Origin of the sequence: Flavobacterium ichthyis (assembly GCF_009915155.1) — a bacterium.
Classification (GTDB): Bacteria; Bacteroidota; Bacteroidia; order Flavobacteriales; family Flavobacteriaceae; genus Flavobacterium; species Flavobacterium ichthyis.
Genome location: NZ_JAABLM010000011.1, coordinates 86,520 through 112,325 on the forward strand (window position 1 = coordinate 86,520; position 25,806 = coordinate 112,325).

The 25,806-nt window shown below is 37.6% G+C and carries 15 protein-coding genes; 4 read left to right on the forward strand and 11 right to left on the reverse strand.

From position 1 onward, the window contains the following. Positions 1-60: 60 nt before the first annotated feature. A complete protein-coding gene (locus tag GV828_RS10105) occupies positions 61-2,358 on the reverse strand; it encodes an NADP-dependent malic enzyme (RefSeq protein ID WP_166537371.1) in 2,298 nt (765 codons plus the stop codon). Positions 2,359-2,680: 322 nt separating this feature from the next. Beyond that, positions 2,681-3,706, reverse strand: a complete 1,026-nt coding sequence (locus GV828_RS10110; protein ID WP_166537372.1) for a LacI family DNA-binding transcriptional regulator — start codon at positions 3,704-3,706, stop codon at positions 2,681-2,683. A gap of 335 nt (positions 3,707-4,041) precedes the next feature. Between GV828_RS10110 and GV828_RS10115 the strand changes: the two genes are divergently transcribed. Further along, positions 4,042-4,782: a ferritin-like domain-containing protein gene (locus tag GV828_RS10115; protein WP_166537373.1), complete on the forward strand. Its 741-nt coding sequence runs from the start codon at positions 4,042-4,044 to the stop codon at positions 4,780-4,782. Positions 4,783-4,799: 17 nt separating this feature from the next. Further along, positions 4,800-5,639 (forward strand): ferritin-like domain-containing protein, encoded by an 840-nt coding sequence (locus tag GV828_RS10120; protein ID WP_166537374.1) that lies wholly within the window; start codon positions 4,800-4,802, stop codon positions 5,637-5,639. Between the two features lie 225 nt (positions 5,640-5,864). On the opposite strand, the gene pbpC is transcribed toward GV828_RS10120, so the two are convergent. From pbpC to GV828_RS10135, 3 genes are all read right to left on the reverse strand, one after another. After that, entirely contained in the window at positions 5,865-8,279 is a 2,415-nt protein-coding gene (gene pbpC / locus GV828_RS10125) for a penicillin-binding protein 1C (RefSeq protein ID WP_166537375.1), read from the reverse strand. Next, the gene (locus GV828_RS10130; RefSeq protein WP_166537376.1) at positions 8,258-13,753 is read right to left on the reverse strand and encodes an alpha-2-macroglobulin family protein; all 5,496 of its coding nucleotides are present in this window, start codon (positions 13,751-13,753) and stop codon (positions 8,258-8,260) included. The genes pbpC and GV828_RS10130 overlap by 22 nt, the downstream gene beginning before the upstream one ends. A gap of 429 nt (positions 13,754-14,182) precedes the next feature. Continuing rightward, complete coding sequence (locus tag GV828_RS10135; protein WP_166537377.1) at positions 14,183-14,623, reverse strand: nucleoside deaminase; 441 nt, start codon at positions 14,621-14,623, stop codon at positions 14,183-14,185. 86 nt (positions 14,624-14,709) lie between these two features. On the opposite strand from GV828_RS10135, the gene GV828_RS10140 reads away from it, so the two are divergent. Then, the gene (locus GV828_RS10140) at positions 14,710-16,476 is read left to right on the forward strand and encodes a 1-deoxy-D-xylulose-5-phosphate synthase (protein WP_166537378.1); all 1,767 of its coding nucleotides are present in this window, start codon (positions 14,710-14,712) and stop codon (positions 16,474-16,476) included. Positions 16,477-16,516: 40 nt separating this feature from the next. Next, positions 16,517-17,488 carry a DUF3078 domain-containing protein gene (locus GV828_RS10145; RefSeq protein WP_166537379.1) on the forward strand — a complete coding sequence of 324 codons (972 nt, stop codon included), beginning with the start codon at positions 16,517-16,519 and terminating at the stop codon, positions 17,486-17,488. Here the strand turns inward: GV828_RS10145 and dgt are convergent. The 6 genes from dgt to GV828_RS10175 form a co-directional block, all read right to left on the reverse strand. Next, positions 17,485-18,831: a dGTP triphosphohydrolase gene (gene dgt, locus GV828_RS10150; RefSeq protein ID WP_166537380.1), complete on the reverse strand. Its 1,347-nt coding sequence runs from the start codon at positions 18,829-18,831 to the stop codon at positions 17,485-17,487. The genes GV828_RS10145 and dgt overlap by 4 nt on opposite strands. Before the next feature lie 377 nt (positions 18,832-19,208). Continuing rightward, complete coding sequence (locus tag GV828_RS10155; RefSeq protein ID WP_166537381.1) at positions 19,209-19,718, reverse strand: RDD family protein; 510 nt, start codon at positions 19,716-19,718, stop codon at positions 19,209-19,211. A 391-nt stretch (positions 19,719-20,109) separates the two neighbouring features. Then, positions 20,110-20,796 (reverse strand): hypothetical protein, encoded by a 687-nt coding sequence (locus GV828_RS10160; protein ID WP_166537382.1) that lies wholly within the window; start codon positions 20,794-20,796, stop codon positions 20,110-20,112. A gap of 314 nt (positions 20,797-21,110) precedes the next feature. Next, positions 21,111-23,555 (reverse strand): ribonucleoside-diphosphate reductase subunit alpha, encoded by a 2,445-nt coding sequence (locus GV828_RS10165; RefSeq protein WP_166537383.1) that lies wholly within the window; start codon positions 23,553-23,555, stop codon positions 21,111-21,113. Positions 23,556-23,841: 286 nt separating this feature from the next. After that, a complete protein-coding gene (locus GV828_RS10170; RefSeq protein WP_166537384.1) occupies positions 23,842-24,834 on the reverse strand; it encodes a ribonucleotide-diphosphate reductase subunit beta in 993 nt (330 codons plus the stop codon). Between the two features lie 232 nt (positions 24,835-25,066). After that, on the reverse strand, positions 25,067-25,654 hold the full coding sequence (locus tag GV828_RS10175; RefSeq protein WP_166537385.1) for a DUF3109 family protein: 588 nt from the start codon (positions 25,652-25,654) through the stop codon (positions 25,067-25,069). Between the last annotated feature and the right edge of the window lie 152 nt (positions 25,655-25,806).

Sequence of the window (25,806 nt, forward strand, 5' to 3'; positions counted from 1 at the left end):
CCAAATGTAGCAAAAAAGTTATAAAGGCTAACATTTGAGGTTTAATCTATTCATTTTGAACTATAGATTAACATTAATCGCTTTGTATTTTTTTTCTTTTTCTTGTGCGTCAACCACTGCAACTGCTGCCATATTTACCATTTCTTCAACACTTGCCCCTAATTGAAAAATGTGAACTGGCTTATCCATTCCCATCATTATTGGTCCTATGGAAACTGACTTATCCAATTCTTTAATCATTTTGTAATTAATATTTGCTGCTTCGAGATTAGGAAAAATCAAGGTATTTACCTTTTTACCGGCCAACTTCGAAAAAGGAAACTTATTTTTTAGCATTTCTGGGTTTAATGCAAAATCTGCTTGGATTTCGCCATCAACTATTAATCCAGGATGAAACTTATGCAAATAAGCGACGGCTTGAGCCACTTTCACAGCACTTGCATCATTTGAGGAACCAAAATTTGAAAAAGATACCATGGCAATTACCGGTTCCATTCCAAACATTTTTACAGTTTTGGCAGTCATCAAAGCAATTTTTGCCAAATCATCAGAGGACGGATTGGGGTTAATTGCAGTATCCGAAAGGAAAATCGGACCTCTTTTAGTCATCATCATATTGGTTGTAGCAATACGAGAAACCCCAGGCGCTTTTGCTATTAATTGCATCATGGGTTTTGCTGTTGATGGATAACTTCTTGAATATCCTGTTACCAATGCATCAGCTTCGCCTTCATTCACCATCATGGCGGCAAAATAATTACGTTCGCGCATCCATTTTTGAGCATCAAGTAAACTCGTGCCTTTTCTTTTTCTCATTTCGTAAAAAGAGTTGGCATAACGTAGTCTTCGCTCATCCTCTTCTTGTGTTTTTGGATCGATGATGGTCAATTGAGCATCAAAACCAATTTCTTCCATTAATTCAGAAATGATTTCTTTGTTTCCAAGCAAAATTGGCTTCCCAATTCCTTCTTCCATCACAATTTGTGCAGCTTTCAATACATCTAAATGATCCGCTTCGGCAAAAACCACTCGTTTTGGATCGCTTTTGGCACGATTGGTTAATAACCTTACCATTTTATTGTCAGATCCTAATCTTTCTAATAATTCTTCTTCATATTTTTCCCAATCGTGGATTGGATGTAATGCCACACCAGAATCCATAGCTGCTTTCGCCACGGCTGGAGCCACAACGGCAATTAATCTTGGGTCAAATGGCTTTGGAATAATGTAATCTTTTCCGAAAATTAATTTTGTTTCACCATAAGCGATATTTACTTGTTCTGGAACGGTTTCTTTTGCCAAACTTGCTAACGCACGAACGGCCGCCATTTTCATTTCTTCGTTAATTTTCGTCGCCCGAACATCTAATGCTCCTCTAAAAATATAAGGAAAACCTAAAACGTTGTTCACCTGATTAGGATGATCTGACCTTCCGGTTGCCATGATGATGTCTTCACGAGTGGCAATGGCCAGGTCGTAATCAATTTCCGGAATGGGGTTTGCCATGGCAAAAACAATAGGATTTCTTGCCATTGACAATAACATTTCGGGCGACAAAATATTTCCAGCAGAAAGTCCGAGGAAAACATCGGCGTTGTCCATAGCTTCTGAAAGTGTGATATTATTTGGCGCAAATGCATATTTTTTTTGAAGGTCTGACAAATCTTTTCTTGCGGAAGAAAGCACGCCATCTTTGTCAAACATGATGATGTTTTGCGTTTTCACTCCTAATAAAACGTACAAATTGGCACACGCCAATGCCGCAGAACCCGCTCCTGAGACCACTACTTTTACGTCTTCAATTTTTTTGTCGGCCAATTCTAAAGCGTTTAATAAAGCTGCTGAAGAAATAATTGCGGTTCCGTGCTGGTCATCATGCATCACCGGAATATTGAGTTCTTCTACCAATCTACGCTCGATTTCAAAGGATTCTGGCGCTTTGATGTCTTCTAGGTTGATGCCGCCAAAAGTAGGCGCGATGTTTTTTACAGTTTCGATGAATTGGTCGATATCTTTGGTTCCTACCTCAATATCAAAAACGTCTAAGTCAGCAAAAATTTTAAACAAAAGTGCTTTGCCTTCCATCACGGGTTTTGAAGCTTCGGGACCAATGTCTCCTAATCCTAAAACGGCGGTTCCGTTAGAGATTACGGCCACTAAATTTCCTTTGGAAGTATATTTATAAACGTTGTTAATATCTTTTACGATTTCTAAACAAGGCTCAGCAACTCCTGGTGAATAGGCAAGCGAAAGGTCGCGTTGGGTTGCATATTTTTTGGTAGGAACTACTTCTATTTTCCCGGGTTGGGGTTTTGCGTGATACAATAAAGCTTCTCTTCTTTTGCTGTATTTGTTCATTTTTGAGATTTTTAATCTGACTTGCAAAGGTAAAGGTATGTATTTAAATGAGAAATTTTTGCCGGATAATTATTATGTTGTTTTTAGGTTTTTGATGGAAATGATTTTTTTGATGTTTTGCAGGGTTTTAGCCCGGATAACAGCGGAAATCCTTTTGTGATAAAAAAAATAATTTTTCTTGTGCTTGCAGAGCGACTCCCGACACTTCGGGAGAAGCTCCTGCAAGTGTTTAGAAAAATATTTTTTTTATCAAAAGATTGAAGCGGATAGCCGGATATTGCTCCTAAAAAAAAAGCCGCTCGATAATTTGCGGCTTGTGGTTTTATTTGGTTTTTCGGGTGGAATCGCGTTGTCGCAATTCAGTTTTAATGACAGTTGTGGTGTAAGTGTATTCTTCGTTTTTGCTTTCGAGTTTTTCGATGAGTTTTTGGGCGGCTGCTTCGCCAATTTCAATGCCGTGTTGAGAAACGGTTGAAAGGCTTGGCGTGAGGCGACGTGACCAAACGCCATCCGCAAAACCAATGACACAAAGGTCTTCCGGGATTTTGATGCCTTTTTTGATGGCGAGTTTCATGGCCATGGTAGAGGCGTGTTCGTCGAGGGCAAAAACGCCGTCGAATTTTTCTTTGTCAAAAAGTTTTTCGAGGTTGAAATCGAGTTCATCCGGGTTGTCAGTTCGGATGATGATGTTCTTGTCGAGTTCGATTTTATTTTCGGCCAAAGCGGCGACATAACCTTGAGCCCGCAATTTTCCTACGCTTAAATTATCGATTGATGAAAGCAGAGCGATTTTTTTGCAATTGAGTTTAATAAGGTGATTTACGGCGTGAACCGAAGAGTCATAATCGTCCACGATGACTTTGTCACAATTGACTTCGTCTGAAATTCTATCGAACATTACGATGGGAATTCCGTCAGAAATGGCTTCTTTAAAATGTTTAAATTCTTGCTGTTTTTGGGTTTCTTCGGATATAGAAAGAATGAAACCGTCAATAGTGCCGTTGCTTAACATATCCATCGTTTTGATTTCTTTGTCGAGCGATTCGTTTGAAATACAAGTAATTACATTGTAACCTTTTTCGTTCGCTGCTTTTTCGATTCCGCTAAAAACCTTGGCGAAAAACGGATTTAAAATATTGGGAATGATAACGCCAATAGTTTTGGTACTTCTGTTTTTCAGGTTAATGGCAATATTGTTTGGTTTATAATTTTTGAGCTTGGCAAATTCCTGAATTTTAATTTTCGTAGGTTCACTGATCTCCGGACTATTGCTTAAGGCTTTGGAAACTGTAGAAACAGACACATTTAATTCTTTTGCAATTTGCTTTAAGGTTGCTTTTGGTTTCATAATTACTGTAATAATTAAAGTGTAAAGTAAGTGAAAAAATATAAAATATTCGTAAAAACTTATCTTAAACCTTCAAATTTCGGTTAGTAGAAACCTATACGATTTTCAATCATTTTTTAAATAAAATAAATTCAAAAAAAAACGCTTTTAAACTTAGATTTTTGAAATTATCAATCTTTTTTAGTGGAAAGTAAGAAGTGATGTAATCATTTTAGTGAAATTATATAAACTTTTCCTAAAACCATGTGGTTAATTTTATACGTATATCAATTCAAGCGTTTTGAATTACAAAAAAAACGCCTACCACCAATTATTAACCTTATAAATTTTTTATTATGAAAAACACTGTAACTGTAAAAGAACAAGTTACTGCTGGAACTTCGAGAAGGAATTTTTTGAAAATCAGCGGATTGTCTGTTGCTGCAACGGGTTTACTTCTCACGGGTTGTAACAATGATGACGACAGCGGATCAAATGAAAATCGTTTGCCAGGAGTTCGAAACGGTAAATTCGACTTAGGAAGTGGCGATTTTGGCGTGTTAACTTATGCTTATGCTTTAGAGCAATTAGAAGCTGATTTTTACACAAGAGTTGTAAACCTTTCCAACTTTGGAACTTTGTTTAATTCCGAAGAAAGACAAGTTTTGGCAGATTTGTATGCTCACGAAGTCATCCACCGTGAGTTTTTTAAAACTGCGTTAAATGGTGCTTTGCCTGATCCATCAACGCAATTATTACCAATGTTAGAATTTAATTACGAAACTGTTAACTGGGGAAGTAGAGATTCAATTTTAGGAACTGCTAAAACACTAGAAGATACCGGAGTTGCGGCTTATAATGGAGCTGGAAGATTGATCACAAGTGGGGATTATTTACTGCTTGCAGGAAAAATTGTTTCGGTTGAAGCCAGACATGCGGCTGCAATCAGAAGTTTAATCAACCCAAACTCGGCTGACTTTGCCGGAGACGACATCGTGGATGCAAACGGACTTGACGTGGCCAAAAATCCTTCGCAAATTATTACAGCCGCAGGCGGATTCATCACAACCGAATTTACAGCGCAATACTTACCTTAATCTTAAACTGAAATATCATGAGTTTACTTAAAATTATACAATCTTTTACTGACGATCATTTAATGAACGCAAAAGGTTCAAGAAGAGAAAGCTTTGGTCAATTTTCTTACTTTGGAAAAAATTTAGCGATGGCATCTATCCCTTTCGGACTTGCCGCATTTGCTAATAAAGCTTTTGCTGCCGATATTGCTCCTACACCAAATACACCCGTTGGCGCTTTACAATTGGCCTTAACATTAGAATATCTAGAAGCAGAATTTTACGAATTAGGCTTGCAATCTGGCGTAATCCCAACTGGCGGTCGAGACGAAAAAGTTTTCATGCAAATCTCAAAACACGAGTCTGACCACGTTGACTTTTTAGTCGCTGGTTTAGGAGCCAATGCCGTTGCCAAACCCACTTTCGATTTCACCGTTGGGGGTGCTTTTGACCCATTTAACGCTACCGGAATTGGAAACGCAGCAGCTTACCAACAATTTTTAATTTTGGCGCAAGCCTTCGAAGATACTGGCGTTAGAGCATATAAAGGTCAAGCCGGAAATTTAATTTCGCAACCCGATCTTTTAACTGCCGCTTTACAAATCCACTCGGTTGAAGCCAGACACGCTTCGGAAGTAAGAAGATTACGTGGTTTAAAAGGTTGGATTATCGGTAACGAAAGAGGAGCGGGAATGCCTGATGCCACACAACCCGTTTACAATGGTGAAGAAAACACTATTCAAGGCGGTTTTAACGTAGCCACGGTGAACAACGGTTCTTTAGGTCCCGCAATTCCCGCAAGTGCCGCAACAGAGTCTTATGACGAGCCGCTAAACACGCAACAATCGGTAAACATTGCCAATTTATTTATCGTGTAAAAACAAAAAACAAATAAACCCAAAAGCCGTTGAATTTCAGCGGCTTTTTTATTTTTTTAGAAGCAAATTCCTGCTGTTCGTTGCAATCTTTTGGTAAAAAAAATATTTTTCTAAGCACTTGCAGGAGCTCCCGGAAGTCGCTCTGCAAGTACAAGAAAAATAATTTTTTTTCCACAAAAGGATTTCCACTTCCATCAGGGCTAAAACCCCTGCAAATATTCAACATTAATCATTCACAATCTCCATCCTGCGTTTAATTTCATTTCCGGATTCATCAGTAACGGTTACAAAGTAAGTTCCGGATTTAGCATTCACTTGCATCTCGTGAAAGGTTTGTGTAGTACCTAAAAATTTTTCGTTTAAATACCAAAAAAGTTTAGCTTTCGGATTTGCATGTGCCACCCGAATCACAAACGGTTGGATTTCTCCACTAAAATTTTTCGTAAGATAAACTTTCCCGTTTTCCTTTGGATAAATAAAATCCATCGCATATAAATTCGATTCCAAACAATCGTCCCGAAAAGGCGGCAAAGTCACATAATCAATATGTTTCGATTTGTAATACATTTCCATCACAGGCGGTAAAACAAACCAAGATTTGACCACCATATTTTCCACCATTTCGCAATTGCTATTCACCAAAAATTTTCCCGAAGCGTCCAAATGCACCATTTTGTGAAATGGACAAGCCGTTGTTTGTTTGCTTTTCAAAGGAATCCATTGTTTCACTTTCGGACAATTTTCGTTGGCAATGTAACCGCTTAATTTGCAAACTTCCGCTTCTTCGAGGTCATTTAACGGCGGCGAAAACCATTTTTTTCGTGGCAATAAATTAAAAACATCAAATAAAATAGGTGATGCGCTCGAAACTCCCGTCAACGACGGACGCCCTTCGCCAGAAGCATTTCCTACCCAAACGCCAACTACATATCTCGAGTTAGTACCAATTGCCCAAGCATCCCGATTTCCAAAACTGGTACCGGTTTTCCAAGCAATTTCTAATGACGAATCGTAAAATTTCCACGCTTCATCGCCTTCGGGACGACTCACTTCTTTCATGGCATTATACGTTAACCAAATTGACGACGCACTTAAATTTTTTTTATCATAAGAATCCGAACCAAAATCAGGCACAAAATCAGCATTCCAGTTGAGTTCTACAAATTCGTTGTCACGGTACTTGGCATTATTTTCCGTAAAATAATTTAAGGTTGAGGTCAAACCTGCATATGTTTTCGTTAAATCCCAAAGATTGCTTTCGGCACCACCTAAAATCAAAGATAAGCCGTAATGATTGGGATGTTTGTTGATATCGCGTAATTTGAAATCCTGCAATTGGTTGTAAAACTTGTAAACGCCGTGTTTTTGCAACATCAAAACCGCCGGAATATTAAGTGATCTTGCTAAAGCCCGACTTGCCGGAACAGCACCATCGTAGGTCATATCAAAATTTTGTGGAACATAACCGGCAATTTGCGTAGGAATATCCGCTACTAAAGTATTGGGTAAAATTTCGCCATTATCCAACATCGAAGCATATAAAAAAGGTTTTAAAATACTTCCCGTACTTCGAGGAGCTGTGATGATATCCACATCTTTTTGGTGCATTTTATCTGTTGGAGCATTGCCTACATAACTCAAAATATTCCGTGTTTTCACATCCACGACAATAACTGACAAATTATAAATTTCAGAATATTTGTATTGGTTGTAATAACGGGAAGCCATTTCGTTTACACGGTTTTGCAGATTAAATTTTACCGTTGTTTTGATGCGTTCTCCTTCATTTTTTTTGGCAATATTTTGTAAAAGATGTGGCGCAATTTGCGGTAACTGATGTGGTTTTTGAGGCAAATCTTCCAAAATGGAAACTTCGTAAGTATTTTGGTCGATTATTTTATTTTGAAATAATTTACGAAGTAAAGCATTGCGTTTTGCCAACAATTTCTGCTGATTTTTTCCAGGATAAATCAAGCTTGGTGCATTTGGCAAAACAGCTAAAGTGGCGGTTTCTGCCCAAGACAATTGGTGCGGTTGTACGCCAAAATACCGCCATGAAGCCATTTCTAATCCTACCACATTTCCGCCGTATGGAGCATGAGCAGCATACAACTCAATTATTTTTTCTTTTGAGTGACGAAATTCTAACCTTGTGGAAAGGATTAATTCAATTATTTTTTCAAAATAATTTCTTTTTTTTCCTTCACGAGACAATCTTATAACTTGTTGGGTTAAGGTGCTTCCACCACGAACGACTTTTCCGGCTTGATAATTTTGGTTGACCGCTTTTGCCATGGCAACGGGATTAAAACCAGGATGGTAATAAAAATGTTCGTCTTCAAAATAAACGATACACTTCTTAAATTTTTCCGGAACAGAATCTTGTGCCGGAAAACGCCATTGACCATCACGTGCGATTTTGGCTCCTAAAAGTTCTCCTTCCTCACTTTCAATAACCGTGGCATAAGGATTGTCGAATAAATTTTGCGGTAAGCAAAAATAATACGCAATTAAAAGCAACCCGAAGAAAATGCTCTTTTTCGGGTTGCGTTTGAGTTTATCTGAAATGCGTTTTAAGAACGCCTTGGCTTTTTTCAACGGTAAGGTTTTATTTTTTCTTACCTCACCACATTTACCCATTGGCCTTGCGTTCTGGCGATATACGAATTATCGTACATGGCTTCGGCTTGAACGCCTGGAAGATAATATTTCCCGAGGTAAGAAGCGTTGAGCAAAATGCGGAAAGTCTTGGTTTCGTTGGCTTTTAAATCAAAATAAAAATTGGTGCGATCATCCCGGATATCGGTGTAACCCACTTTGTTGTCGGCGAAATCGCCATAATCTGTGAAACGGGTGTTTACAATTTCCCAACCAGAAGGTACAATTTGCGTTAGCGCCACATTTTCTATGCGTTCGCCAGACAGATTACCGATGGAAATTTGCGCAACAAACTCGGTTCCTTGTGGCAAATTTTGAATATTAATGGCGTTTCCTTTTCGGTCTTTGAAAACAATATCGGTGGCGAGATTTCGCTGCTGGGTTTGCTCTTGGCCAATTGGCAAAATTCCGCTGTAAATCACTTTGACGTACAAGGTGGCGTTTTTGTTGTTTTTCAAAGTGACTGCATTGCTTCCGCTGGAAATAGTTAATGTTCTATCTGCGAAATTTTTTGAGGTTTTAACGCTATGAGATTTTCCTGCATTCGTAAAACTCACATCCACACCTTTTGAGCCCATTTGCATTGCAAATTTCGACATGGCATATAAACAGTAAGCCGTGGTTTGGGTTGACATCCATTGGCTTGATGACATTCTTGCTGCTAATTTATTGGCCATTTGAAAAGCTTCCGTTTTTTTGCCTAAAACCAATAAAGTTTCCAATGCCATCGCTCTATTTCTTTCGGGCGAACCGTAATAAGAATAATATCCGTAAGCATTTTCTTCTTCAATTACACTTTGATTGAGCAATGCCAAACCAATATTTTTCTGCCCCGCTAACCCGTATGTTGCCGCCAAACGAATTTTGCTTTCATTTGAAATTCCGTTGGTTTCTCGTAGTCGGTTCATCGATGATAAATCTGGTGAACCTGCAAGCGCTAAAGTATATAATCGATAAGCTTGCGCGAAATCGTTTCGGTAGGCTTCATAAAAACGCCATTGTTTTGCAGTTCTGGATTGGTAATCAATCCACTGTTTTTTCACATTTGCCGGCAAGGCATAACCTTTTTTCTCGGCTTCAATTAAAAAATGTCCTACGTAAGAAGTACTCCAATCGTCAGGAGATTGTTGGCCTTGCCAATAGGCAAAACCGCCATTTGCTACCTGAAATTGAATCAATTTTTGAATTCCGGCAGTAACATTTTTCTGGATTTTTGCTTTTCGGTTGGCGTCAACATCGGCAATATCTGCCAGATATAATTGTGGAAAAACGCTCGAGGTGGTTTGCTCCAAACAGCCGTGAGGATATTGAATTAAATAATCCAAACGCTTGTTAAAATCAATCGACGGGAAGGATGAAACTTCTAATTTAGCCACATTGCTTCCGGCAACACCAAAAGAATTCCAGTTGATGGTTCCCGAACTGTTAGGTTCTAAAATTAATTCTTTAAAATCATGGGTCACAGGATTCGGGTTCAAAACATCTAATTCAATATCGAAACTCGCTTTTTCTTTTCCGGAAGTTGCCACGACGGAAACGGTTCCTATACCGGAATTTTGCCCTACTTCGAGATCAAAATAAGCGATTTTTTCATCAGGATTGGCAAAGGTTACATTTTGACGAACGTTATTAATGACTTTCAAGTACTTGTTAGTTGTAATTTGCAACGAAACATTTTTCACGTGTTTTTCCATCGCAAAAACAGTTACTGGAAGTGTTACTTTTTCGCCCGGAGAAACTTTTCGCGGAAGCGAAGCCAATACCATCAAAGGATTTCTAACAGGAGTTGTTTTTTCGATACTTCCGTAAGCTCCGGTTTCGGCATTTCCGGCCACAACCATCGTTCTAACTGAACCTACATATTTTGGTAAGGTAATTTCGTGATTTTTAGTTTCGCCTTTTTTCAAAGAAAATGGTCCTAAATAAATCACCATCGGCTTGAATCGATTGGCTTTTTTGGCTTGACCACCACCCAAATCTTCATCACCACCAATGCTGAAAATTTGGTTAACTTTTCCACCATAAGCTCCAATCACATCGTCGTAAACATCCCAAGTTTTTACGCCAAGCGCTTCTTTGGCATAAAAACTATTCCACGCATTTGGGGTTTTAAAACGAGTTAAATCGAGCAAACCATCATCTACAATCGCAATGGTGTAAGTCATGGCTTTACCAGATTTTTCACTGATTTTCAGATTGGTTTTTTGTTCGGGTTTTAACACCGAAGCCATCGCAATTTGTGGTTCGAGTACGGTATTTTTGTCAATCACTTCTATCGGAACAATTCCGTAAAGGCGAATTGGCGAATCGTTTTTGGTTGACGCATGAGGCTGAATCAAAGTAATGTGAATGTAAACATTTGGCGCCATTTTTTCGGTGATGGGAATTTCCACTTGTGTTTCGCCATCTTTTGTTTTTGCCCAAATGGTTTGCACCACTTGCGAGCCATTTTCTAAAGAAATTAATGCTCTGCTTCCTTCGCTTGACGGAAATGAGATTTGCGCTTTTTCGCCTACATTATATTTTTCCTTATCAGTAGAAAACACGAGCATTTTGGCTTCATCACCTTCTGCATTTCGGGTTTTTCCAGACCAACTTGGCCAATCAATCACTACGGTTGTTCCGGTTGAATGTCCACCTTCAGAATCAAATACCTGAACTAAATATCTTCCCCATTCGTCTTCGTCAGTAGCAAAAGAAAATTTTGCCTTGCCGGAAGCATCGGTATTTATTGTTTGAGCATAAAAAGCTGTATTTAAAGAAGTTGAGCTGTAATTAGAAAAATCGTCAGAAGCGTCCCACCACCATCTCCAATCTACTTTATAAACCCGAACGTCTAAATTTTTAGTAGCTTTTGGAACGCCATTTTGGTTAACTGTTACCACTTCAAAAGTATTTTTTTTACCGGTTTCGAGCATTCCGTATTTGTTCGGTTCAGGCGATTTTATGCCGACATAAGTTTGAAATGGCGAAAAACTTGCCGTTACCACATCGGTACTTACATCGCCACCATTTTCGTACACTTTAGTTACGAAAGCCGCTTTCAACATTCCCGGAGCTTGCGATTGTAATCTTGGCTGAATTGAAACATTCACGCGACCATTTTCGTCAATTTTTCCGGAAAAAATATTAATCTCTTCGGTTGAAAATTTACGGGAAGGATTGTCAAAAGTAAATTTTGGAAACTTAGAAAATTCGGTTTTTTGTTGCGAAAATTTGGCTTGCATTTCGAGTTTTAAATCTTTTGCGATAGCACCATGAAGCCAAGATACATCGACATTTGCTGTATTATTTTTGGCCGAAAAAAGCATCTTACCTTCAAAACCATTTTTAATTTTTAAACGATTTGGTTTAATGGTTTCAATTTTAATTGACTTATAAAAACGAGCACCTCCCACGGAAACTACTGCTTCATAATTTCCAGTTGGCGAATTGGGTTGTGTTTTAAAAGCAAAGCGGTAATGATTTAATGCAGAATATTTTTGTACTTTTTGGTACACGATTTTTCCATTAGGATCAGATAATTTTAATTTTACCGGATGAGTATTGGGCAAACGGCTCGATTTGTCATTCAACAAAAACGACAAATACAAAGTATCTCCCGGACGCCAAACGCCTCTTTCGCCATAAATAAAACCTTTGAGGCCTTTTTGCAAAACTTCGCCATCCACATTAAAATTACTTACGGATTGCGAATAACCTTCGTCTAACTTTAAATAGGTAGTATTTTTATCTTTTTTTACAATGGCAAAAAACGCTTTTTTGTCCAAAGAAAAACTTGCGGTTCCATCACCATCCGTTTCCGAGGTGGCTAATTTTTGTTTTTGAAAATTATACAAATCTACGGTAGCTCCTGAAACTGCTTCGGCAGAAACGATATTGGTTACCGCAAAAAAATAAGTGTTATTTTCACCTCGTTTGGCAATGACACCCAAGTCTGAAGCGAGGACATTTGTCGCTACTTTTTTGTTGGAATAAAAAGATTTGTCACACGGATTATCGCGTTGGTTCCAGTCGTAATCATAATCGTAATAATCGTAATCATAGCCGTCATATTCCGAGAAATCTTCGGCTTCTTCGTCATCGTCTTCGTTGCTTTCTTCTGCCAAAGGCGTTGTGCAACCGTATAGCGAATACGATGGTTTGATGGTCAATTCCACCCGATAAATCGCGCCAGGTTCTGGAGTAATTAAAGTAGAAAGGTCGATGGCAAAGGTGTTCCATTTTTTATAATTTGCCATTTTGTTTGTGGTAAGATCGAGTGTTTTTTTAGCAATCGGAAGTGCGACTTTTCTTAGATCGTAATTACCGTTGAGTTGGTTGTCTTGTAAAAATTGCAGAACATTATTTTCGAAAATCCTAAACACTTTGACGTCCACTTTTTTTAAACTTGCGGCTTCGAAATTAATTTTCAAATTGCTCGAACTTGGCAAAATGGTTCCACTTTTTACAAAACGAACTTCGGGTTTTATTTGTTCAAAATTGACTTTTGCCGCATAACCTTTTTTCATTTTGTAACCGTCGGTATTTTCAATTCCTTGAAAAACTTCGAGCAAAAGATTACCGTCTAAAGCAATATCCGAAAAAACTTTCAACACATTCCCATCAACGCCAAAACGCAGATTATTAGCGGTTTCTAAAGCAATCAAACCGCTAAAATCTTGGTCTTTTTTGAGCGGATCAGAAAAATTAATGTGTAACGATTGATTATTGGCATCAGCCACGCGAACGCCAATTATTTTAAAATTATTTTTGCCGGGAATGGCAAATTCCATCTCGCCTTTTTTGTCGATATCAGCATCGTCGCCATCCCATTTTATGGTGATGGAACTATCGTCATCGCCACGCTGAATTTTATCGATTACCACATTAAATTCAGAAGTTTCTTTTTGGCTTTCGTTAAATTTTATGGGCAGTTTATTTCCGTTTTGTTCTGCCGAAATTATTTTTTTTGCCGTTTCTAAATCCATGTTGTCGGCAGTTTTTAGCAGCACATTCAAAAACTGAGAATCTTTATTATACGACTGTAAATCAACCGTTTCAACCACAAAATCTTGCGCAATGGTTTTTACAGTAAAATTAAATTCCCGGAGTTCTTTGTTGGGAATGTCAATTAATTTATCCAGATGAAGCGTGACTTGATATTGCTCGTTTTGTTTCAACTTTTTATTCGGTTGAAATGCGATTACGTTGTTAGGCAAAAGAACGACTTTCCCGTCAACACTTGGCGAAATATCAAAGATATCGCTGTCTAATTCTTCGTTGGGTTTCCATTCATTTTTAGAAAAAGCCAATCCCACTTGGATATCAGCATTTGCGGAAATCGTTCCCGAAGAAAAACTGGTAATGTAATCTTTGAAAAGCGCAAAGTCTGAATCAAAGTCTGATGGCGATTTTTTACAAGAATTGAGGATAAAAAATACAGTAAACAGGACAAGCAATCGAGAGGTTTTCATGTTTTTGGAAGGTGTTTAATAAAACGTTTGCTTTTAGTTCGGGCATTTCTGCATAACTCTTTATGCCAGTGAAATATTGTAATAAATGTAGTAATAAATTTTTCACATCGCCAAATTATTTTTACAACAAAATTTAACTTGGCGTATTGATTTTTAATTAGCTTTGAAAATTATTTATCCTTACAAGCCATGAAGTTAAATTATCTTGTTTTAGATGACCATCTGTCTGTTGTGGATGTTTTGGCAAATTGCATATTGACTACAGATACATCAAAATTAACCTCGATAGCGCGGATTTTCAATCCGTGCCGCAAACAATAAAACCACATTTGCAATAGTGTCGTCTTTTTTTGAGTTATAAGAAATTCATTTACTCACTTGAACATAACACACCCCTAACCCCTCAATAGGGGAATTTTAAAACTAAACTCACCTCCTCCGCTCCGCAAAAAATTTCCTAACCAAATCGCCACATTCTTGTTCAAGAATTCCGTGAATTACTTCGGTTTTGGGATGAAGTTTTGTCCCCAAAGCTCTGTAACCACGATGTTCGTCACTGGCGCCAAAAACAATTTTGCTAATTTGACTCCAATACAAAGCTCCGGCACACATTTGGCAAGGTTCGAGGGTAACGTAAAGTGTACAATTTTTTAAATATTTTCCACCTAAAAAATTAGCAGCTGCTGTTATGCTTTGCATTTCGGCGTGAGCTGTGACGTCATTGAGCATTTCGGTAAGGTTGTGGCTTTTGGCAATGATTTGGTTTCCAGCAACAATAACCGCTCCAACAGGAATTTCGCCTTTTGCATAAGCAACTTCCGCTTCATGTAAGGCTTTTTGCATAAAAAATTCGTCAGTGAAAATATCCATTTTTTGCCACGAATTCACGAATTTGGTTTTTCTGAAATCGTTAATATCGGACGTAAAAATACAATTTCAAATAGTATCTTTGTGGCATGGCGACAAATTTGCTTCAAAATATTAATTCTCCAGAAGAACTTCGACAAGTTACAGAACAACAATTGCCGCAACTTGCCCGAGAATTACGTGATTTTATCATCGATGTGGTTTCGGTAAAAGAAGGACATTTAGGAGCGAGTTTGGGAGTGGTTGAACTCACGATTGCTTTGCATTACGTGTTCAATACGCCCGAAGATTTGCTGGTTTGGGACGTGGGTCATCAGGCTTACGGACATAAAATTTTAACCGGCAGAAAAAATATTTTTGACACCAACAGACAACTTCATGGTATTTCTGGCTTTCCAAAACGTGCGGAAAGTGAATACGATGCTTTTGGGGTTGGACATTCTTCCACCGCAATTTCTGCCGCTTTAGGAATGGCGATTGCCTCTAATTTGCAAGGATTTGACAAAAATCACATTGCCGTTGTAGGCGATGCTTCGATTGCTTCAGGAATGGCGTTTGAAGGATTGAATCACGCTGGTGTTACAGATGCTAATTTGCTGGTGATTTTAAACGACAACGCCATCGGCATTGATCCGAGTGTTGGTGCTTTGAAAAATTATTTAACTTCGGTGAAAGAAGGAAAAAATCCGCGGCAAAATAATATGATTAAATCCTTGAATTTTGACTACTCGGGACCCATTGACGGACATGATATTTTTACCATTATCAAAGAACTGAAAAGGTTGAAAGAAAAAAAAGGTCCGAAGTTTTTGCACATTATTACCACCAAAGGCAAAGGTTTGGAACAAGCCGAAAAAGACCAGGTAAAATATCACGCTCCGGGAAAATTTGACAAATTAACGGGCGAAATTATTGTTAAGTCGGACGAAAATCTTCCGCCTAAATTTCAGGATGTTTTTGGAACGACACTTTTAGAATTGGCAGAAAAAAACCAAAAAATTGTGGGAATTACCCCAGCAATGCCTTCGGGAAGTTCGATGAAATTTATGATGGACGCTTTGCCCAACCGTGCTTTTGACGTGGGAATTGCCGAACAACATGCCGTAACGCTTGCTGCCGGAATGGCCACACAAGGCATGACGGTTTTTTGCAATATTTATTCTACTTTCTTGCAACGTGCTTACGATCAGGTGATTCACGATGTGGCGTTGCAAAATCTTCCCGTGATTTTTTGTTTAGATCGTGCGGGTTTGGTTGGCGAAGATGGCGCGACACATCATGGCGTTTTTGATTTGGCTTATTTGCGATGCATCCCAAACATGATTATTTTTTCGCCCATGAACGAGATTGCGCTGCGCAATATTTTGTTTACCGCACAATTAGGTTTGCCAAATCCTATTGCCATTCGTTATCCTCGCGGTCGTGGCGTGGTGGTGAATTGGAAAAAAGATTTTCAAAAAATAGAAATTGGTCAAGCGAAATTGTTGAAAAACGGAACTGAAATTGCCATTCTTTCAAACGGATTTATTGGCAATAATGTGATTCCGGCATTGGTTGATGTCAAAAATCCACACGATTTTGCCCATTATGATTTTCCTTTTGTAAAACCGCTTGACGCAAAATGTTTGCACGAGATTTTTTCGAAGTATAAAAAAATAATTACGCTGGAAGATGGTACAATAAAAGGCGGTTTTGGGAGTTCTATTATAGAGTTTGCCGCACAACACGGTTACCAAATCCCGATTAAAACGCTGGGAATTCCGGATAAATTTATCGAACATGGAACTGTGGAAGAATTGCAGCAAATATGTAAAATTGATATAAAAAGCTTGACAAATATTTTCAATAATATTTAAAAATAAGCATTTTTGCATTTTTAAAAACTTAACTACCACCATGAGGTCATTTCTAATAACTTTAGGGTTATTTTTTTCATTTGTTACTGCAAAATCCCAAACTGGCGATACTATTGTTGCCAAAAGTGTTGACACGATTAAACCTCCAAAAGAAGTTTCGCATTGGGAACGCAAAAATATTTTAGGTTTTGATTTAAGCGAAATTGCCTTTGTTAACTGGGCTGCCGGAGGAAACAGTTCTATTTCAGGATTGTTGAAAGGAAATTTTATCCGAAAATACGAAAATGGAAACCTTCGCTGGAACAATGAAATGATCATTCGTTATGGAGTAAGTAAGCAAGATGGTATAGAACTTAGAAAAACCGATGATGCTTTTCAGTTTAATTCAACTTTCGGTTACCGAAAAGACACGACTTCGAACTGGTTTCACTCTGCGAAATTTACTTTTAGTACACAATTTACAAACGGTTATGCCTATCCTAACACAGAAGTGTCCATTTCCACTCCTTTTGCACCAGCTTACACATTTTTTGGTTTTGGAGCGGAATATCATAATAAGCCTATTAATCTTAACTTATATCTTTCGCCATTGACTTTTAAAAATACTTTAGTATTAAATCAAAGGTTAGCAAATCAAGGGGCTTTTGGAGTTACCAGAGCGGTTATTGATCCCGTCACCGGCGAGGTAATTGTTCCTGGAAAAAAATCTCGAACGGAAGTGGGTATTTTAATTACGGCTGCTCACAAAGCCGAAATCATAAAAAATATTAATCTCGAAAATAAATTACAACTTTACACCGATTACCTCAACAACTTTGGGAATATTGATATTGATTGGCAAATGCAACTTGATTTTGTAGTCAACAAATATGTTCGGGCAAATATCAATACGCATCTAATTTACGACCACGACATTAAAGCCAAAGAAGAAATTAATGGCGAACAAGTGACAGTTGGACCCAAAATTCAATTTAAGCAAGCTTTGGGAATTGGCTTGATTTACAGTTTTTAAAGTTTTTTCTTACCTTTAATCGTGTTGAAAAGTTCTAAAGCGTTTCCGTCAGTTAATAACGATACGAAGTGGCAAATGTGAAGCAATCTTTCGTAAGTTGAATTTTTTTCAATCGTAAATTTTTCTGGAAGCAACTTAAGTATCAGCTTGTCGTAATTAGATAAATTTCCGTTTGCCGAATTTTCAAACGCTGTAATAAATTTGTCCAACAAAGTTTGAATAATTTGGTAGCCCACAATTTCTTTTTCAACCACTTCCCTACTTTGGTAAATATTTTTCACGCTTAACGCAATAATATCATTCATTTGCGCAACATATTTGCTTTTTTCGGTTAAGGCAAATGGAAATTTTCCTTGTAAAATAAGGGATTCGTTTTCCACAAAAATTTTCACAACATCCTGAATCAAACTGCCTATTGCCAAAGCTCTAAGGTAACTAATTCGATCTTCTTTGGTAACTAATGCGTTAAATTTTGGCGTATCAATGTTATCCCGAACCAAATTAATCAGGTATTCTAAAGCATAATCTTCGGAAACCAAACCGAGATTGATGCCGTCTTCAAAATCAATAATGGTATAGCAAATATCATCAGCAGCTTCCACCAAATAGGCTAATGGATGGCGCTCGAAACCAATATCGTTTCCGGTTTTATTTGAAATCAAACCCAAATCTTGCGCAACTTCGGTAAAAAATTCTTTATCAATTTGGAAAAAACCATATTTTTTGTCGGCGATATTTTGCGTGGGTTTTTTAGGAAGCGACTCTTTTGGGTATTTCATAAAAGCCCCCAAAGTAGCGTAAGACAATCGCAAACCGCCGTCAATTCCGGGACGAGAAGCCGAAAGCAGTGAAAAACCGTTGGCATTTCCTTCAAAATCAATTAAATCTTGCCATTCTTTTTCGGTCATTTTTGATTGAAAAATTTTCCCGTTTCCGTTTTTAAAATATTCGCCAATGGCTTTTTCTCCAGAATGCCCAAACGGCGGATTCCCGATGTCGTGAGCCAAAGCTGCCGCTGCTACAATTGCTCCGAAATCATTGGGTTGGTAACCGTGAATTTCTTGCAAATGTGGATATTTTTCAATGATTTTTTTTCCAACCAAACGACCAATTGATCGACCCACGACCGAAACTTCCAAACTATGGGTTAATCTGGTATGAACGAAATCGGTTTTAGAAAGCGGAATTACTTGGGTTTTATCTTGCAAACTGCGAAATGGTGCCGAAAAAATAATTCGGTCGTAATCTACCTCAAATCCCAAACGGGTATCGTCTTGTTCTTTGCGGAGGCGTTTATTTTTGTCGCCTTGTTTTTTGAGAGAAAGGAGTTGTTCCCAGGTCATTTGATTTAGGGTTTATGATATATGATTTAATTGCTATAGATTTTCAGGGTTGTATTGATCTATCTCCGAGTTTGGAATTTAAATTTTTTAAAATTATAATTTTAACCGCAATCCCGAAGCTTCGGGAACAAGGTTTTCTCGCAAAGGTCGCAAAGTTTTTTATTTAATTTTTAGATTGAAATTAAATTTTACCATATCAGGAATTTAAGGACATTGAAGGAATTTTTCTCGCAAAGCCCCGAAGGCGCGAAGTTTATTATTTGATTTTTGAAATTGAAATTGTCATTGAAATTGTATTTACTTTAGCCTTGGAATTTGGACACGAGCGATTAGCGAACAGGCGAAGCAATTTTTTTACTGGATTTTTGCGTTAGCATTTACTCCTCTGCACCAATTTTATCAAGGGAATAAAAAATTTCTTTTTGTTTACGAAGTAAATTTTTATCCACGACGTAAGTACGCGAAAGTTTGTCGTGCCAACCTTTTCCAGGTGTTCCCAAAAAAGAAAACTGTTCGAATGGAATTAACCGGCAAACGGTTCGAAGCATAATATCTTGATAGCTTGGTTTTTCACCAAATTCGTTTACCACAATGGTTTGGGTGATAAATTTTCCGATGGTTGCCGAGAAGAAAATTTCGAATAAATTGTAATAAATCAATACGATGATGGCTCCTAAAACATACTCGTGCAAGCGGTTCATATTTTCCATTTTTTCTATAAAAAGCTCGTTACCGTTAAAGGCGGCGACTAATGCCACCACGAAAACCAAACCTACAAAAAGGATAATTTGAAAAATATAATCAATGATGTAATTGGCAAAACGGATTCCGTTAGAAGCGAGGACTTTTTCATCGACCAAGTAAGGTTGTCGTTGTCTGTATTCCATATTTTTTGAAAATAAAAAATTAAAACAGCCACCGGATGGCAGCTGTTTTCAAAGGTAAATTATTTTGATCTAATAGCCTTGCTGATTATTGCATTTCCATGACACAAATCAAGGAACGAGATTATGTGTTTAAGAAAAAAGCATAACCAATATTATTAAAACCGAATACAATAGTGCTAAGTGCACTCTATTAATAAAAAAAGTATTTCCTTGTCCTTCATCATCCCTTTGCAACTGGACTGATTCGAAAACGATATACGGAATTAAAAAGGCTAAGTAAATGACCTTTAAGTATAATGCATCAATATTAAAAGCATTATTGAACACCCATTGGTAGAAGAATAAGACGGACAGTATGTAAAACGCAATTTTTAAATATTTGCGGATCTTGTTAGTTTCCATTTAGACAATCTCTATAGTCTCGCTTTGCTTGACTGCTGCAATTCGCTGCTATTGCCAATACTCCGACACCTCCAACAGCACATGCCGCCGGAGTGCCGAACCAACAACCACCAAATAGTATCCCCCAATTTATCAAAGCTTCATTAGCACAATCTTCTCTATCAATCGCGTACTGCTGGCTACACGTTCGTGCGAGTACAGAATTTTCAGGTACAGGAAAAACTGGAAAGTCGATGGGATTTTTGATTAATTCTGTTTCAATTGCATCAACGATAAGTTTTTCTCTTTCCTCAGCGTCCATGCTCATAAACTGTTCAGTTTGTAATGCTTTGGCATTTTCTATTTGTTTATTTAAGAGACCGAATATCTTTTCATGATTAATCATGCCTGTTTCCGCAAGAGCTAATTCAATTTTTTTTCGATCGCTAGAACCTTCTAATTCTGCGTACGGAAATTCATCGAAGTTCAGATTCTGCTCCTCATTCATTAACAGCAGGATTTCATTACTTAATTCGACATGGGTTTTCGCAAATTCTTCAATCACCTTATTGCTAGAGGCTTTTGAGCGAGAGAGGGATTTCTCAGAACCAATTGCGGAATTATCTACGATATCCTTATCAGAATCACAACCAAGCAACATGAAGAACAAACCTAAAAAAACTAAAATTTTTTTCATAATAAAAGTACACCCTTGCTTTCGCCATTCACGAGAACTTTAGGATAATTGGTTTTAGTTAAGTGTCCCGTATAATCAATACTCCGGGAAAATTTGGCGTTTAGTAATGATTCGCGACTCATTATTTGTCACACATCTTTTCTTTTTGGCATTGATTTGGCTAATTAAAAAAAAAACGAATTAACAAATGTTTTGTTATATAAATTTATTTTACAGTAAAAATAATAAATTTTGTTTCAGCCTGTAGTATTTTTTAAATAAAAAAACAGCCACCGAAGCAGCTGTTTTATTGAGGAAATAGTGAAAATTTATTGTTAAGACCCACACATTTCACAGTCGTCTGGTTCTGCGTTGCGAGATCTTTCGATCATGGCACGAAATTCATCGGCGGCGATGGGTTGTACTTCCGCCATTGCTGGAGCAGTTTGTTGTACAGGTCCGTTTAATGCCGAAGCCATTTGTGTTTCAATGGCAACTGGTTCCGCTTTTTTATCGTTATTCAACGTAAACTTAATTGCATCCACTGCAGATTTTGTTCTTAAATAATACATTCCGGTTTTTAAGCCTGATTGCCATGCATAGAAATGCATTGAAGTTAATTTAGCGAAATTGGCGTTTTCCATGAATAAATTCAACGACTGTGACTGATCGATGAAATAACCACGTTGGCGCGACATATCCAGAATATCTTTCATTGACATTTCCCAAACGGTTTTGTACAATTCTTTGATATCCGCCGGAATCACATCAATGTTCTGAATCGATCCGTTGTAACGCATGATTTCTTGTTTTAAACTATCGTTCCACAAACCAAGGTTTACCAAATCTTCCAATAAATGTTTGTTTACCACAATAAATTCTCCTGAAAGCGTTCTTCTTGTGTAAATATTGGAAGTGTAAGGTTCAAACGCTTCGTTGTTTCCTAAAATTTGTGAGGTAGAAGCCGTTGGCATTGGTGCTACCAAAAGTGAATTTCTCACACCATTTTGCAACACTTCTTTTCGTAAATTATCCCAATCCCATCTTCCGGAAAGATCCGCATCTTTTAATCCCCAAAGGTTAAACTGAAATTCCCCTTGCGAAATTGGCGAACCTTCGTAGGTAGAATAAGGTCCTTCTACTTTTGACAATTCCATTGAAGCGGTAACGGCTGCAAAATATAAAGTTTCAAAAATTTCTTGGTTTAACTGTTTGGCTTCATCGCTGGTAAATGGCAATCTCAACATAATAAAAGCATCTGCCAATCCTTGAACCCCTAAACCAACTGGACGGTGACGCATGTTGCTGTTTTCTGCTTCTTTTACCGGATAATAATTTCTGTCGATTACGCGGTTTAAGTTAAGCGTGACACGTTTGGTAACTTCGTATAATTTTTGGTGGTCGAATTTTCCATTCTCGATAAACATCGGCAACGAAATAGAAGCCAAGTTACAAACCGCCACTTCGTCTGGCGAAGTATATTCAATAATTTCCGTACAAAGGTTAGACGATCGAATCGTTCCCAGATTTTTTTGGTTCGATTTTCTGTTTGCCGCATCTTTGTACAACATATATGGCAAACCTGTTTCTACCTGAGATTCTAATATTTTTTCCCAAATATCACGTGCTTTAACCGTTCTTCTGCCTTTTCCTTCGGTTTCATATTTTAGGTACAAAGCTTCAAATTCTTCACTATGTGTGTCGCTTAATCCCGGACATTCATTTGGACACATCAACGTCCAGGTGGTATCTTCCTGAACACGTTTCATGAACAAATCCGGAATCCACATTCCTAAAAATAAATCGCGGGTACGCATTTCTTCTTTTCCGTGATTTTTTCTCAAATCCAAGAAATCAAAAATATCGGCATGCCAAGGTTCAATGTACATCGCAAAACTTCCTTTGCGTTTTCCACCACCTTGATCTACGTAACGAGCCGTCATGTCAAAAACACGCAACATCGGCACAATTCCGTTTGATGTTCCGTTGGTTCCACTGATGTAACTTCCCGTTGCGCGAATATTGTGAATAGCCAAACCAATTCCTCCAGCAGATTGCGAAATTTTCGCCGTTTGTTTCAGCGTATCATAAATACCGTCAATGCTGTCATCTTTCATCGTTAATAAAAAACAAGACGACATTTGCGGTTTTGGTGTTCCCGAATTAAACAAAGTTGGCGTAGCGTGTGTGAAATATTTTTTCGACATCAAATCGTAGGTTTCAATCACCGAATCTAAGTCGTTTAAATGAATTCCTACAGCAACACGCATCAACATATGTTGTGGACGCTCAACAATTTTGCCATTAATTTTTAGCAAATACGAACGCTCTAACGTTTTAAAACCAAAATAATCATAATTGAAATCGCGGGTATAAATCACGTGCGAATCTAAAAATTCTGCGTTTTCCATAATCGCAGCATGAACCTCATCAGACAACAAAGGAGCACGCTGTCCCGTTCTCGGATTCACATAATGATACATATCGTTCATCGTTTCCGAGAATGATTTTTTTGTATTAGAATGTAGGTTAGAAATAGCAATTCTCGCCGCCAATTGTGCATAATCCGGATGCGTAATCGTCATGGCAGCAGCCGTTTCCGCTGCTAAATTATCCAGTTCAGAAGTGGCAACGCCATCATACAAACCTTCAATAACTCGCATCGCAACTTTCACAGGATCAACATGATAGTTCAATCCGTAGCACAATTTTTTAATGCGTTCCGTAATCTTGTCAAACATTACCGGCTCTTTTTTACCGTCTCTTTTTACTACGTACATAAATTTGGTTTTTTAGTGAAAGCAAAGAATCCCTTCTCGCCTTCGGGGGTTATTTGTAATCTTTATTTTTATTTTTTTTTGGAGCAAATTCCCGTTACAATCTTTTGTTTAAAAAAAAAAAGGATTTCCACTGCTCCCGAAACTTCGGGACGGGGCAAGGCCATCTGCTACCATTCAAAAAAATGTATTCTAATTTTTGTTTCAGATAATTCAAAGATTCAAAGATTTAAAAACCTGAAACTATGAAACTCTTAAACTCTTAAACCTGAAACTCTGCAACTCGAAACTAAAAATCTGCGTCGAAAGTTATTTTTTGAGCATCGTTATCACCATTTTGCGAACCGCTGTTCATCACACCCGCTTTTTGGTATTCCGAAACACGTTTTTCAAAGAAATTGGTTTTTCCTTGCAACGAAATCATGTCCATAAAATCAAACGGATTTGTAGAATTGTAAACACGAGCACAACCTAATTCTACCAAAAGTCTATCGGTTACAAACTCTAAATATTGTGTCATCAATTTGGCATTCATCCCAATCAAACTCACCGGAAGCGACTCTGTAATAAATTCTCTTTCAATGTCTAAAGCTTCCACCAAAATTTCGGTAATTCTCGATTTCGAAACTTTGTTGATTAAATGATGGTTGTGCAAATGCACCGCAAAATCACAATGAACTCCTTCATCTCTAGAAATCAACTCATTAGAAAAAGTAAGTCCTGGCATTAAACCACGTTTTTTCAACCAATAAATCGAGCAAAACGCGCCCGAAAAGAAAATTCCTTCCACGGCTGCAAACGCAATTAATCTTTCAGCAAACGAGTCAGACTCAATCCATTTCAAAGCCCAGTTGGCTTTTTTCTGAATCGCAGGAAAAACATCTAAAGCGTGGAACAACTGGTTTTTTTCAGCTTCATCTTTTACGTAAGTGTCAATTAACAACGAATAGGTTTCGCTGTGAATATTTTCCATCATAATCTGGAAACCATAGAAAAACTTAGCTTCCGGATATTGCACTTCGTTTACAAAATTTTCGGCTAAATTTTCATTTACAATTCCATCCGAAGCAGCAAAAAATGCCAAAATATGTTTGATGAAATATTTTTCGTCGTTGTTTAATTTATTGTTCCAATCGTTTAAATCCTGGTGCAAATCAATTTCTTCAGCCGTCCAAAAACTCGCTTCCATTTTTTTATACCATTCCCAAATATCATGGTGCTTAATTGGGAAAATTACAAATCGGTCTTTGTTCTCCTTTAAAATTGGTTCTATTGCTGCCATATTATCTTGTGGTTTATGTGATTAGAAAAAATCGTAAGTTGATTTGATTGCTGTACAAAGATTGTCATTAAAAACCGCAAATAAAAGGTAAACTTTTCCACAAATCGGACGAGTTTTTAACAACAACACACATTGAAAAAAATTTCAAAAAATTATTACAAACAATTGAATTTCAATATCTTAAAATTTAACAAAAATAAAAAACCCTTAATTGATAAGGGTTTGCAGAGGTTTATTTCTTTTTTAAATTTTTCTCGTTTTGGAGTTCGTTTGCCACTTTCTCCAACTCCTGATACCAGTCCATCCCAAAGCGTCTCACGAGTGCTTCTTTAACAAATTTATATACCGGAACTTGCAACTCTTGCCCTAATGAACAAGCGTCGTCACAAATGTCCCAACGATCGTAATTTACTGCGGCAAATTCTGTAAAATCTTTGACGCGTACAGGATAAAGATGACACGAAACCGGTTTTTTCCAATCTACAATTCCTTGATTGTAAGCTTGTTCAATGCCACAAAGTGCGGTTTTTCCGTCAAAAATCACATAAGCACAATCTTTATTGTCGATTAAAGGCGTTTCGAGATCGCCGTCTATACCTTCAATCCAAGTGCCTTGCGCTTCAATTGCCGCAATTCCTTCGGGACGCAAAAAAGGTTTTACTTTAGGATAAATTTCTTCGAGAATTTTTGTTTCCTCTTTATTTAAAGGAGCTCCCGCATCACCATCCACACAACATCCACCTTTGCAAGCCGAAAGGTTGCACACAAATTCTTTTTCTATTATGTCTTCTGAGACAATTGTTTTTCCTAACTGAAACATGCGGCAAAGATACGATTTAGTTAGGAGTTATGAATTATGAGTTATGAGTTTTTCGAGGGAGGATTTCGTAACTTGGAATTTAAAATTATTAACCGCAACGAACGCAATGTGATTCGCAAAGTTCACAAGGTTTTTCCCTTGGAATTTGCAAT